Source organism: Micromonospora sp. NPDC047762 (genome assembly GCF_043204655.1).
Classification (GTDB): domain Bacteria; phylum Actinomycetota; class Actinomycetes; order Mycobacteriales; family Micromonosporaceae; genus Micromonospora.
In genome coordinates this window covers 211,536-223,082 of record NZ_JBIDCQ010000012.1, presented here as the reverse complement: position 1 = coordinate 223,082, position 11,547 = coordinate 211,536, and the positions used below count along the sequence as shown (strand labels likewise).

The 11,547-nt window shown below is 70.7% G+C and carries 15 protein-coding genes and 1 pseudogene; 3 read left to right on the top strand and 13 right to left on the bottom strand.

What is annotated here, in order from left to right; translation table 11 throughout:
* Positions 1 to 125 (top strand): annotated as a pseudogene (locus tag ACGF3C_RS30485) (IS5/IS1182 family transposase); the annotation flags it as partial.
* Positions 126 to 198: 73 nt separating this feature from the next.
* On the opposite strand, the gene fxsT reads toward ACGF3C_RS30485, so the two are convergent.
* The 3 genes from fxsT to ACGF3C_RS30470 all read right to left on the bottom strand — a co-directional run bounded on the left by fxsT (position 199) and on the right by ACGF3C_RS30470 (position 4,121).
* A complete protein-coding gene (fxsT, locus tag ACGF3C_RS30480; RefSeq protein WP_393227167.1) occupies positions 199 to 2,385 on the bottom strand; it encodes an FxSxx-COOH system tetratricopeptide repeat protein in 2,187 nt (728 codons plus the stop codon).
* Between the two features lie 143 nt (positions 2,386 to 2,528).
* Positions 2,529 to 3,806: a cupin domain-containing protein gene (locus tag ACGF3C_RS30475; RefSeq protein WP_393227165.1), complete on the bottom strand. Its 1,278-nt coding sequence runs from the start codon at positions 3,804 to 3,806 to the stop codon at positions 2,529 to 2,531.
* A gap of 9 nt (positions 3,807 to 3,815) precedes the next feature.
* Complete coding sequence (locus ACGF3C_RS30470; protein WP_091408405.1) at positions 3,816 to 4,121, bottom strand: hypothetical protein; 306 nt, start codon at positions 4,119 to 4,121, stop codon at positions 3,816 to 3,818.
* A 157-nt stretch (positions 4,122 to 4,278) separates the two neighbouring features.
* On the opposite strand from ACGF3C_RS30470, the gene ACGF3C_RS30465 reads away from it, so the two are divergent.
* Positions 4,279 to 5,040 carry a DUF72 domain-containing protein gene (locus ACGF3C_RS30465; RefSeq protein ID WP_357235388.1) on the top strand — a complete coding sequence of 254 codons (762 nt, stop codon included), beginning with the start codon at positions 4,279 to 4,281 and terminating at the stop codon, positions 5,038 to 5,040.
* 44 nt (positions 5,041 to 5,084) lie between these two features.
* Here the strand turns inward: ACGF3C_RS30465 and ACGF3C_RS30460 are convergent, their stop codons facing one another.
* The 10 genes from ACGF3C_RS30460 to ACGF3C_RS30415 all read right to left on the bottom strand — a co-directional run bounded on the left by ACGF3C_RS30460 (position 5,085) and on the right by ACGF3C_RS30415 (position 10,905).
* On the bottom strand, positions 5,085 to 5,513 hold the full coding sequence (locus tag ACGF3C_RS30460; protein ID WP_347661067.1) for a DUF2267 domain-containing protein: 429 nt from the start codon (positions 5,511 to 5,513) through the stop codon (positions 5,085 to 5,087).
* Positions 5,506 to 5,691, bottom strand: coding sequence for a hypothetical protein (locus ACGF3C_RS30455; RefSeq protein ID WP_112676583.1), 186 nt, complete (start codon positions 5,689 to 5,691; stop codon positions 5,506 to 5,508). The genes ACGF3C_RS30460 and ACGF3C_RS30455 overlap by 8 nt, the downstream gene beginning before the upstream one ends.
* Before the next feature lie 112 nt (positions 5,692 to 5,803).
* Complete coding sequence (locus ACGF3C_RS30450; RefSeq protein WP_393227162.1) at positions 5,804 to 6,676, bottom strand: DUF72 domain-containing protein; 873 nt, start codon at positions 6,674 to 6,676, stop codon at positions 5,804 to 5,806.
* A gap of 48 nt (positions 6,677 to 6,724) precedes the next feature.
* Positions 6,725 to 7,123 carry a TraR/DksA C4-type zinc finger protein gene (locus ACGF3C_RS30445; RefSeq protein ID WP_124823205.1) on the bottom strand — a complete coding sequence of 133 codons (399 nt, stop codon included), beginning with the start codon at positions 7,121 to 7,123 and terminating at the stop codon, positions 6,725 to 6,727.
* A gap of 163 nt (positions 7,124 to 7,286) precedes the next feature.
* Entirely contained in the window at positions 7,287 to 7,949 is a 663-nt protein-coding gene (locus ACGF3C_RS30440) for a uridine kinase (protein ID WP_393227160.1), read from the bottom strand.
* A 41-nt stretch (positions 7,950 to 7,990) separates the two neighbouring features.
* Entirely contained in the window at positions 7,991 to 8,596 is a 606-nt protein-coding gene (locus ACGF3C_RS30435) for a winged helix-turn-helix domain-containing protein (protein WP_355007887.1), read from the bottom strand.
* Positions 8,597 to 8,843: 247 nt separating this feature from the next.
* Positions 8,844 to 9,377 carry a winged helix-turn-helix domain-containing protein gene (locus ACGF3C_RS30430; RefSeq protein WP_357204212.1) on the bottom strand — a complete coding sequence of 178 codons (534 nt, stop codon included), beginning with the start codon at positions 9,375 to 9,377 and terminating at the stop codon, positions 8,844 to 8,846.
* Between the two features lie 50 nt (positions 9,378 to 9,427).
* The gene (locus ACGF3C_RS30425) at positions 9,428 to 9,916 is read right to left on the bottom strand and encodes a rhodanese-like domain-containing protein (RefSeq protein ID WP_357204210.1); all 489 of its coding nucleotides are present in this window, start codon (positions 9,914 to 9,916) and stop codon (positions 9,428 to 9,430) included.
* A gap of 43 nt (positions 9,917 to 9,959) precedes the next feature.
* Positions 9,960 to 10,415 (bottom strand): cysteine dioxygenase family protein, encoded by a 456-nt coding sequence (locus ACGF3C_RS30420; protein WP_357204208.1) that lies wholly within the window; start codon positions 10,413 to 10,415, stop codon positions 9,960 to 9,962.
* Between the two features lie 112 nt (positions 10,416 to 10,527).
* Positions 10,528 to 10,905 carry a signal peptidase I gene (locus ACGF3C_RS30415; RefSeq protein ID WP_393227157.1) on the bottom strand — a complete coding sequence of 126 codons (378 nt, stop codon included), beginning with the start codon at positions 10,903 to 10,905 and terminating at the stop codon, positions 10,528 to 10,530.
* Between the two features lie 274 nt (positions 10,906 to 11,179).
* On the opposite strand from ACGF3C_RS30415, the gene ACGF3C_RS30410 reads away from it, so the two are divergent.
* Positions 11,180 to 11,527, top strand: coding sequence for an ankyrin repeat domain-containing protein (locus ACGF3C_RS30410; protein ID WP_393227181.1), 348 nt, complete (start codon positions 11,180 to 11,182; stop codon positions 11,525 to 11,527).
* Positions 11,528 to 11,547: the final 20 nt, after the last annotated feature.

Below are 11,547 nucleotides of genomic sequence, written 5' to 3'. Positions count from 1 at the left end.
TAGAACACGCCCTGGCCAGGATGAAGAACTTCAAGATCCTGCGCGACTATCGCCGCGCCGGCCACACATTGGCCGACGCCGCTTCCGGCATCGCCGACCTCCACAACATCATCCTCACCGGCTGACCACCGGCCCGCCCAAGGCAACACCTTCACCCAGTTACGAGACGTCCCTTAGCCAGACACCGGCACTCCCGGCTCATCCCTGTGCGGACGAGTTCGGAAAAAGGCTCTGAGCCAGGGCCAAGGTTTCGGGATGGTCTGTGCCCAACACCCGCCTGCGACGTTGGAGAGTCTCCTCGTCAAGAGCGCGCGCCTCTTGGAGACTCCCCTGCCGGCGCAGAATGTCAGCGAGGATGGCCGCCGCCTGCAGAGTGCTGCGGTGGTCGGGACCAAGCCTGCGGCTGAGCTCAGCAAGGGACAGGCGCCCATACGTCCTCGCCTCGTCCAGTTCTCCGAGATTCGCGAGGTCGAGAGCGAGTTCGGCCTTGGTAATCAGGGTGTCCGGATGATCGTGACCAAGCACGACTTCCCGGCGGTCCAGAATCTGGCGGTGCAGAGCTCTCGCAGCTTCGTGTTCACCAAGCTCGGACATTCGATTAGCCAGATTGTTGGCGGAAAGCAGAGTCTTGGGATCATCGTCACCGAAGATCCGCCGCAGGCGAGTGAGAGTGTCGCGGTTCAACTGCCGTGCGTCCTCGAATCTCCCGAGGTCGGCCATGGCCCTGGCGCAGTTGCCAGCCGAAGACAGGGTCTCCGGATCGTCCGGACCGAGCAGGCGCTGCAAGCGGGCAAGTGTGTCCGTCTCGATGCCCAACGCGTCGGGATGCGCCGGGGGAAGCGTCGCCGACTGACGCCGAGCTGCCCGCAGGACATCCAGATCGTCGCTGCCCAGCGATTGAGTCCATCTCTCGCGAGCGGTCCGGGCGAGCTCATTCGCTGATGCGGCCTGTCCGGACAGCTCCAGATATCGGGCGGCATCGAGAACGACACTTCGATAATTCTGGCTGCCCGCGTCAGCGGGTCCGGGGGCCAGCCGTAGATGCGGGCCAACGTGAGCCGTCAGGATGGACCACAGCGGCCAGAGGGTCAACTCAGAGGGGTCGTCGGATCGGTTCGCGGCGAGCAACTCACCGGCCAACTGCCACTGCCTGCTTCGCGTCCGTACGCTGAGCAGATCGCGCACGACTGCCGCCGTCGTGCGGTGCACCACGAGCGACCCCCCGTCCGAGTCGAGCCGCGCAAGGCCGAATTCCACCAGCCGCCCCACCGATGACCTCAGTGTGACGGGTGAGGCCTTGGCGAGGGCGCTTCGACTTCCCTCCTGCGGCATACGGGTGAGCCAGGTGAAGGGAATCGGCTCTGGTCCCAGGAACGAACACAGATTCAGGATGCTGACCCCGACGGGGTCCTCAACACTGAGCCGTTCGACGGAGAGCGCGACCACCGCGGCCAACGACAGTTGATATCCGACCGGCCTGCCGCGGTCCAGAATCTCGATCGCATGTGCTTCGATCGCATCGACGTACTCACTGGGCCGCATGCCCGTTGCCACCATGAAACCCGCTGCTTGCGCTACCGCCAGGGGCAGATCGCCCACCGCGTTCGCGACCCTGTCCGCGTCCGACGGGCTGATCCCGCTCAGCTGCGCTGTCAATAAGGACACCGACTCTGTCCGGGAGAATACATCCACTTGAATCAACGCTCCTAGCTGATTCCAGTAGTTGGCTCGCGAGGTGATCAGCACTTGACCAGCACCATCGGGAATTGCCGGCGAGACGAGCTCGGTTCCCGGCATGTTGTCCAACACCACCAACCAGCCCCGGTGGCCGCGCAGCCAGCCCCGAGCCTTCTCGGCAGCATCCTTGACCGGTGTTCCTTCGGTTGCTTCACCCACTTCGACAGCCAACGCCGCCAATTGTTCGGTTACGAGCGGAGGCTGTTCGGCAGCGATCCACCAAATCACGGAAAAACGCTCTTTGAATCTGTGCGAATATTCGACTGCCAGACTTGTCTTACCGGAACCACCTATGCCGTGCAGACAGACGACAGATGATGCGAGTCGCAGGTGAAGTTCGTCCAGTACCTGTTCCCGGCCGGTGAACAACGGATTCCGATTCGGCATACGACGCGGGCCCGGCTGCTCAGTCACGGCGGGGACAACGCTCGTGGATCTCCGGCGCGGCCACAGCAACACCACCTCGGACCCCACACACATCAGAGTTATGACGCCCAAGGTCAACCACGGATTCTGTCGCACCAGCTCAAGGACCCTGGGCCAACGCTGCTGGTCGGAAGCCGCGTTGGCGGCAAGACCTCCCAGCGCAGCCAATATCGGCACACCGGCCACGACCCATCCGGCCGAGCGACGACCATCAGAACCCATGGACGAATCCCTTCGCGGCACCGTCCCCCACATCCAACAGGACGTCGCGTCTGGTGTCACTGACCGTTCACCAGGTCCTCGGGACGTGAAGCGCCCTGGGCAGGGTGTGCCCAGGACGCTGCGCCCGCCCTCGATGCGACCGGTCAGGCCGGGATCAGGACGGCCTCGCGGAGCAGGCGGCGGGCCAGGGTGACCCGGTCGGCGTCGTCGGGCAGGCCGGGCAGGTCGCCGACCCGGGTGACCAGTCCGCTGAGCAGGGCGCGTGCGGCCGGCTCGCAGTTCGCCGGAAGGGTGATGGTGCGGTCGAAGAGCCGCAGCGCCACAGTGTCGGATCCGTGCGGCACGAGCTGCCAACGCAGGCCCGGTCGCAGGGTGAGCCGGGAGTCGGCGTCCAGTGTGGCCAGAGCGTCGGCCTGGGCGAGCGGTCGGATCGGCGCTGGGCGGGCGGCCGGCCAGGCGCGCTGGCGCAACCGCGCGGCGACGGCGCTCGGGTCGGCGCGCAGCAGCCAGTCCCGCAGCGCCTCCACGGTCTCGGTCAGCTCCGGCTCGATGGCGTCCGGGTCGGCGACGTCGGTGCCGAACGGCAGGCTGGCCCGCAGTCGCTGGTCCTCGGCGGACAGCGCCAGCAACTCCTCGACCAGGGCGTAGCGGGTGAGCGCGCGAATGCCCACGGTCAGGTGCAACGAACTGGCGTCCTGCGCCTGCGCGCTGTGCAGCCACCCCCGGGGCAGGTAGAGGGCGTCACCGGGGGCGAGCACCACGTCCAGCGCGGCCGGACCCTGCGCGGTGGCGCCGACCTCGTCGGCGCGTCCACCCCACGGCTGCTTCTCCAACGGGTCGGGCAGGACCGGCGGGTGGATCCGCCAGTGCTTGCGGCCATCGACCTGGAGCACGAACACGTCGTGGGTGTCGTAGTGGGTGGCGAAGCCCTGGCTGCCGGCCGGTGTCAGGTACGCGTTGATCTGCAACGGCTGGTTGAGCGCGAGGCCCAGGTCGCGGGCGAAGTCGATGAGCGGCGGCCAGATCCGGTGCAACCCCTGCAACACCAGGGTGGCCCCGGACGCGTACTGCTCCAGGACCCGCTCGTCGAGCACCTGGTCGCCGATCTCGGCGCCCGCGCCGCCACCGCCGGTCCAGCGCGAAGCCGCGACCAGCTGGCCGTCCTTGGCGACGCGCAGGAACGGGGTACGCAGACCGCGCCGGCTCAGCAACTCGTCGGCGTCGGCGGGGCTGAGCAGGTCGGTGAAGCCGGCCGGGTCGGGCAGTTCGGCGGCTCGGGACAGCAGCGGGTTGCGCCCCCAGTGCGCGGCGGCGAACTTGGCCGGTTCGACCGAGACGCATCGGGCCAGCGCCGCGGTGGCCCCGGCGGACGCAACCGCCGGGCGACCGTGGTGGCCGCCCGGCGGGTCGAGGTAGGTCATGGCGAGCCGCTACCGGGCGCTGCCGTCAGCGCCACCGTCCTGCTGGCCCGGGGTGGCACCGCCGTCGGCGGGACCCTCCGCGCCGCCGTCGGCGCCACCGTCGTGCTGACCCGGGGTGGCACCACCGTCGGCGGGACCCTCCGCGCTGCCATCGGCGCCACCGTCGTGCTGACCCGGGGTGGCACCACCGTCGGCGGGACCCTCCGCGCCGCCGTCGGCGCCACCGTCGTGCTGACCGGGGGTCGCGCCGCCGTCGGCGGGACCCTCCGCGCCGCCGCCGCCGGTGGTCTGCATGTCGTCATCGTTGAGTGCCATCGGTACTCCCTCGGGTGTGCCGCCCCGCCGTACGCCGGGGTCCGTCGTGCTGCGGGTGGTACCCCACGCGCGATCTTCTCTAACCCTCACCGTAGACGCCGAACCGGGGCGACACGGGCAGTTCGCGAGCGGCGGCGGAGAGTGCCAGGATGGGTGGGTGATCCTGGTGGGCACGTCCGGCTGGCAGTACCGGGACTGGCGCGGGCGCTTCTATCCGCAGGGGCTGCCGCAGCGGCTCTGGTTGGAGCACTTCGCAGCCGGGTTCGCCACGGTCGAGGTCAACAACGCCTTCTACCGGTTGCCCGAGCGGGACACCTTCGCCGCCTGGCGGGCGCGCACCCCGGCTGATTTCTGCGTGGCGGTGAAAATGAGCCGCTACCTCACCCACATCAAGCGACTGCGTGACCCGGAGGAGCCGGTGGCCCGGTTCCTCGGCCGCGCCACCGCGCTCGGTGACCGGCTCGGCCCGGTGCTGCTGCAACTGCCACCGAACCTGCGGGCGGACGTCGAGGCGCTGGACGCGACGTTGCGACTGTTCCCGACGCAGGTGCGGGTAGCGGTCGAGCCCCGGCACCCCTCCTGGTGGACCGACGCCACCCGTGCGGTCCTCGAACGGCGTCGGGCAGCGCTGGTCTGGGCGGATCGGCTGGGGCGCCCGGTCGCCCCCCGCTGGCGCACCACCGACTTCGGCTACCTGCGGCTGCACGAGGGGCGCGCACGGCCGTGGCCGCGTTACGGTCGGGCCGCGCTGCGGTCCTGGGTGGGTCGGCTGACCGACGCCTTCGGCGCCGGCGAACCGGCGTACGTCTACTTCAACAACGATCCGGGCGGCGCCGCGATCGTGGACGCCGTGGCGTTCGCCGCGCTCGCCCGCCGGGCCGGGCACCCGGTGTCGCGGGTGCCCGCCGAGGACGACTGAGCCCGCCCGACAGCGGTCGGGCGGGCTCGCGGTGTGTCAGACCGTCACGGCATCATCGTGGCGAGATCCTTGGGCATGGTGTCCTTCACGTCCTGCCACTCGCCCTGGGTGACGTGGCGGCGCAGTGTGTCCAGCACCACCTGCGTCACCCGCTCCGGGCCACCCTCCGCGTCGTACGGGAAGCCCTGCCGAACCTCGTAGAGGAAGTCGTCACGGTTGAGCTTGATCGGCACGTCGGACGGCACCCAGCCATCGAAGTAGATGCCCCGTACCAGCACCGGCAACTGCTGGGCGAACTCCACGCTCTCGTCCACCGGCAGCCGGTCGCGCAGCAGGTGCAGCACCGTGCGCAGGGCCGCGTACGACTGGTTGCGCCGTTCCTTCGGCCAGCCGTAGGCGTTCTCGATGTCCTTGAGAATGAGGTTCGTCTTGTCCAGCGAGGACTCGAACGCCGAGATCATCGAGTCAGCCATCGGTCGACCCCCGTTCCGTGGTGTCCCACCGTCGGTCGTCGGCGCGGCGCGGCGGCCCCACCGGGCCACGGCGGGCCCGAACCGGGCTGCCCTGTGGTGCGCGCCGGGCGTTGTCGGCCGTGCCGACCACGTGCAGGACGGCACCTCGCCGTCGATCCGTCACCACTCGAACCGTCATCCCCGTCACCTCCGTGTCGTCTCCGGCGTCGGCCGTCCGCGGGCGGCCGTACCCACCGCGTCCCACACTGCCCGCCGGTGGGGTGAGGCGGCCCCACCCGGATCGGGTGAGGTCAGTCGGCGTCGAGGAGACCCGCGAGGGTCTTCGCGTTGGTCTGCGCGTAGTCGCGGTAGCAGTTGTTCATGAGGACGTGGGTCTGCCCGGCCTGGTCGGCCAGCTCGCGCAGCTTCGGGGCCCAGTCGGCCAACTCCCGCTTGGAGTAGTGGTAGCCGAACTTCTCGTGGATGTCCTTGCTGGTCCACTTGTCGCTGTGCCCATGGAACCGCATGACCGCGAGGTCCGCGGTGGCGGCCAGCACCGGGGGCAGCGACGAACGGTGGCCCTGCGGCATGTCCACGCAGACGTACGGGAGTTTGTGCTCGCGCAGAAAGGCCAGGGTCTCGTCGGCGTTGTCGCCGTCGAACCAGGAGGCGTGCCGGAACTCGTACACCGGGCGCAGCGGCGCGCAGCGCTTCGCCACCTCCAGCAGGTACTGCTTGTTGGCCCGCTTGATGGTGAACCAGGGTGGGAACTGGAACAGCAGCGCGCCCAGCTTGTCGGCCTGGACCAGCGGGTCCAGCGCGGACAGGAAACGCGTCCACACCTCCTCGTACGACTGCGCGGGCAGGTCGTCGGGGTAGACGTTCTTCTTGTCGGTCTCCGGGCGCAGGTCCTTGTAGAGCGCGCTGACCCGGGTGGGGTGCCCGGTCAGCAGGCTGAACGCCTTGACGTTGAAGGTGAAGCCGGCCGGTGTGCGTTCGGCCCACAGCCGCGCGGTCGCCTCGGCGGGCGGCGAGTAGTAGGTGGCGTCCACTTCGACCAGCGGGAACTGCTTGGCGTAGTAGGCCAGCCGCTTCTCCGGGGTGTCGGCGGTCTGCGGATACCACCCCGAGTCCAGCAGTGTGCGGTCGGTCCAGGACGCGGTGCCCACGAGGATGTCACCCATGGCTGAAGTCCATCGCGTCCCGGACCGACCGGCAACCGCTGAGGTGGCTCAGGCCGCCCGCCGCTCGCGAGTCTGCTTGCACGTCACACAGGTGGTGGCGGACGGGAAGATCTCCAGCCGCTCCACCGGGATCGCCGCCGAGCAGCCCTCGCACCAGCCGTAGGTGCCCTCCTCGAGCCGGCCGAGGGCGTGCTCGTACTGGGCGCGGCGGTCGAGGATGGTGCGCAACAGGGACTGGGCGGTGTCCCGCTCGGCGGTCTTGGTGCCGCTGTCGGCCTGGTCGTCGCCGGCGGTGTCGCCGACCTCCACCAGCCGCAGCACCTGGCTCTGGAGCACCGCCTGGTCGTACTCCGCGGTCAGCTCGTCGTAGCGTGCCTGGAGCGACTGTCGGATCTGGTCGATCTCCGTCTGGGACCGGGCCGTACCGACCGTGTCGTGGACGAGCATCGCTGCCTGCCTTTCCTGGGCCTGTGGCACAAGGTGAACCGGGTGCCGCGGCGCGGGGCCCCGGTCACGGTCGCGTTCGGTGCGCGGGCGATCACCCGTGCTCTGTGAGCCGGGCGAGTACCCGCCGGACCAGCCGGGCAAACCGACAAATTCTCGGTTGTTGTCAGTCGTTGTCGCCGGGCTCCACGAGCGCCGGTCGGCGGGGGTCGTCGGCGCGTACCACGACGTCGGCGAAGCTCGCCGGTACGACCTCTTCGGCGTACCGGTCGAAGGCCGGCAGCGCCCACTGCTGGGCCGCTTCGGTGCGTCGGCGAAGCGCCGCCGGGGACAACTCCAGGTGGACGGTCACGTCGAAGGGCAGGCCGCCGCCGAGCAGCAGTGAGCCGCTGACCAGGACGACACCGCCGGGTGCCAGGTCGACGTAGCGGGCACGGCTGGCCCGGTCGGCGTCGGCGTCCCAGAGCGACGGGAGCAGCCGGCCGCTGCCGCCCGTAGCGGCCGGGTCGAGCACCTCCCGGCGCAGCCCGGCCTCGTCGACCCAGGCCTCGTACAAGGAGTCCGGGTTGGTGCGCCCCAGCTCGAAGCGCAGCGACGCGGGGCGCAGGAAGTCGGTGGCGCGGACGTGCAGCACCGGGTGGCCCTGCGCCCGCAGCGGGTCGACCAGCGCCGCGGCCAGTTCGTCGGCGCCGGCGGCAGGGGCGCCGTCCACTGCCACCCGCAGCCGCGCGGGCCCGGCGGCGGTGCTCGCGGCACGGGTCGCCGCGTCGGCCAGCCGGCCGGTCAGTTCGGTGACGAGCAGGTCGGGCGAGATGGGGCGGATGCGCACCGGACCATCCTGCCCCGCGCCGGGTACGTGGGTGTCGCCGGTCAGCCGCTGCGGTCGATGGTGACCCGGGCGTCGTCGGCCAGCCGGTAGCCCACGCCATAGACGGTGGTGACCAGTGGGACGTCGACGCCGACCTTGCCGCGGAGCCGACGCACGTGCACGTCGACGGTGCGCACGCCGGCGTGCTCGTAGCCCCAGACGGCGTTGAGCAGTTGCAGGCGGGTGAACACCCGGCGCGGGTGGGCGACCAGGTGCAGCAGCAGGTCGAACTCCAGCCGGGTCAGCGGCAGCGGCTCCTCGTCGCGCAGCACCGAGCGCGACGAGGCGAGGATGTGCAGGGCGGGGATGGTCGGGCTGATCGGGCGGGCCGGCGACCGGTTGGCGGGTGCCTGGTCGGGGCGGCGTTCGGTCGGGACCGAGCCGATGATCACGCCTTCGCCCCGCTCCAGCATCTCGCGAGCGGCCTCCAACAGCCGGCGTGCCGCCGGGGTCAGCGACTCCTCACAGGCCAGCGGGATGGACAGCGTCACAGTGAGCACGGGCGCGGCGGTGTTCGCCGGGCGACGCTGGCCGCCGGGAGGTCGACCGGGCACCGCGGGTTGGGACGTATGCCATCCGGCACGCGACGAGGCGGGGCTGACCGACATGGTCCTCCTTGGGCTGGTCCGGGTATCTCCCCACGGCCCGGGACGCCGCTTCATCGATGCTTCCCGGCGCCTGGGCGAGGGTCAAGAGGCGGCTGCGTTGCATGAATGTGACAATTGACGAACGCATCGGAGCCGGATGCTCGCTCTGCGTACGAGTGCTGATGATTACAGCAGAGTCGTCGACATGCCCCGTTACGGGGGTCCCCGACCGGTTCACCAGGCGGTCACATCGCCTCCGGACCAGGGCTCAGCTGCTGTGATCCACGCTGATCAGGGCCTCGTCGGCCAGCCGGTAGCCGACGCCGTAGACGGTGGTGACCACCTCCGAGCCGGCCAGCTTGGCGCGCAGCCGGCGGACGTGCACGTCCACCGTCCGGGCCACCGCATGCTCGTAGCCCCAGACGCTGGAGAGCAGTTGCAGTCGGGTGAAGACCCGGCGGGGCCGCTCGGCCAGGAACAGCAGCAGCTCGTACTCGATGCGGGTCAGCGCGATGACCCGGTCGCCCTGGCGGACCATTCGCGAGCCGGCCAGAATGCGGACGTGGTCCGGTGCGGCGGGGCGCGGGGCCGGTCGCGGGCCCGACGCGGGCTCCTCCACGGCACGCAGTTGACCCTCCCCGGATTCGGCCAGCTCGCCGAGCAGCTGCACGAGCCGGGCCAGTCGAGGGCTCAGCGGCCCGGGGACGAGGTCGAGGGTGATGGTCAGGGTCGGGCTGGTGCGCGGGCGGGCCGACGGGCGCACGCCGGGGTGACGGCGCGTGGGGATGGCGACGACGGACATGGTGCCTCCTGAGTGGCGGTACGCGCGCCACGCCGGGTGTGGCGTGACGGTCAGCGGCGCGCCCACCCGGCGTTGACCGGGGACGCGAGGGGTGAAGGGTGGTGCAGTGGGGTCGGGCCGAGGGCCGGTAGGCCGGCGATGCGCCAGGCCGCGAACCCACCGACCACATCGGTGGCCCGGTGCAGGCCGACGTCCTGCAACGCGGCGGCGGCCAGCGACGAGGTGTAGCCCTCCTGACAGAGGATCACCACCGGCACGTCGTAGTCGACGGCCTGCGGCAGCCGGGCCGCGCAGCGTGGGTCGAAGCGCCACTCCAGCACGTTGCGTTCGACGATGAGAGAGCCCGGCACCACGCCGTGCGCGGCCCGCTGTGCCGCCGGGCGGATGTCGACGAGCAGCGCTCCGCTCCGGTACGCGAGGTGCGCGCGCTCCGGGTCCAGCCGGCGCAGCCGGGCCCGCGCGGCGGCCAGGATCTCGTCGATGCCCCGGGAGCCCGGTGGCGGCACGGGGGCGGGACAGTGCTCGGCGGTTGTCTGCATTCTCGGATTCCTTCCGGTGACAGGGGGTTCTCGGGGGGCGCGACTACCAGGACCGACCGGCCTCGGCGACCTCGGCGACCCGCAGCCGCCCGTCGAGGAGGTGATAACGGGTCATCCGCAGCAGCGCCGGGCGGTAGACGTGCACGCTGACCGCCGGGTCGACGCCTCGGTTGGTCACCTGGTGCACGTGCCGGGGGCCGAAGCGACGGCCCGCACCGGCCGGCAACAGTCGGGGGCGCAGTCGGCCGGCGCTGACCGTCTCCTCGGTGAGCACGCCGCTGACCACTCGGAACGCTCCGGAGGAGCCACCGTGGTCGTGCAGGTCGGTGCCCTGCCCGGGCAGCCAGCTCAGCGCCCACACCTCGTGTTCGTCGCCGACGGCGAGGCGGGCGTACCAGCGCTCGGCTGGATCGAAGCGCAGCGCGACCGGCCAGCCGGCCGGGTCGGCCCACCCGGCGGCAACGGTGAGCAGGTCGGGCTCCGGACGGTGGTGCGTCATGGCGGTTCCTCGCGGGTCGTTCGGCGGGGTGCTCTCGTACTCTAGACGGCAAAGCCTATAGGTTTAGTAGGTAATTCCGTCTGATGGGACGCCGGTCATCCGCTCGGGTGAATCAGCGCAGCACCGGCGGGTCCGTGCGATAGCCCGGCAACGAGGGCCAGCGCACTGTCAACACCACCGACGCGCGCTCGGCGAACCAGGAATGGTCCACCCCACGCGCCCACACCACGTAGTCGCCCGGAGCGGCCAGCCGTACCGTCCGGTCCGGCAACTCCACCCGGAAACACCCCTCGACGAGTACGAGCAGAGTGGTGCGCACCTCGCCGGTCGCCCACCGCGACCGGGCCTGCCCGGGCGGATGCACGCCCCACTTCACCTCGACGTCGGTGCTGTGCCGGATCTCCTCCGGCGGCGCGAAGTGCCCGAGCAACCAACCAGCGTTGGTGGCGCCGTCGACGCCCGCGTTGCCCACGTACACCGTCTCACCCATCGGACCCCTCACCCTGCGCGCCGGCCGAGCAACCTATCAGGACCGGTGTGGCTGGGGTTGTCTCCCGGATCCTCGACGAGCCGGGACGAGGCCCAGACGGCGATCCGGCACGGCGGCTGGACGTCCGGATACCGGTGTTGTATCCGGACGTCCAGCCAACGCCGCCGGGCGTCGTCCGGGTCCGTCGTGGGCCGGCGAGGATCCGGCTAACACGCCCTATCCTGGACCGGTGACCGAGAACCTCGACGCCGAGACGCTGGCGTTCGCGCACCGAATGTTCGACCTGGCCCGCGCCGGCGTCACCGACGAACTGGCGGCGCAGATCGACGCCGGCCTGCCGGTCAACCTCACCAACGACAAGGGCGACACGCTGCTCATCCTGGCCGCGTACCACTCCCACCCGGACACGGTGGTCGCCCTGCTCAGCCGCGGCGCCGACCACACCCGAGCCAACGACCGAGGTCAGACCGCGTTGGCAGCCGCGGTCTTCCGCAGCAGCGCCGAAGCGGTCCGCGCACTCCTCGCCGCCGGCGCGGATCCGGCACACGGCAACCCGTCGGCCATCGAGACGGCGCGCTTCTTCGACCTGCCGGAGATGACAGAGCTGCTGCGCGTCGGCTGACACCGGCACGGCCGGCCGGT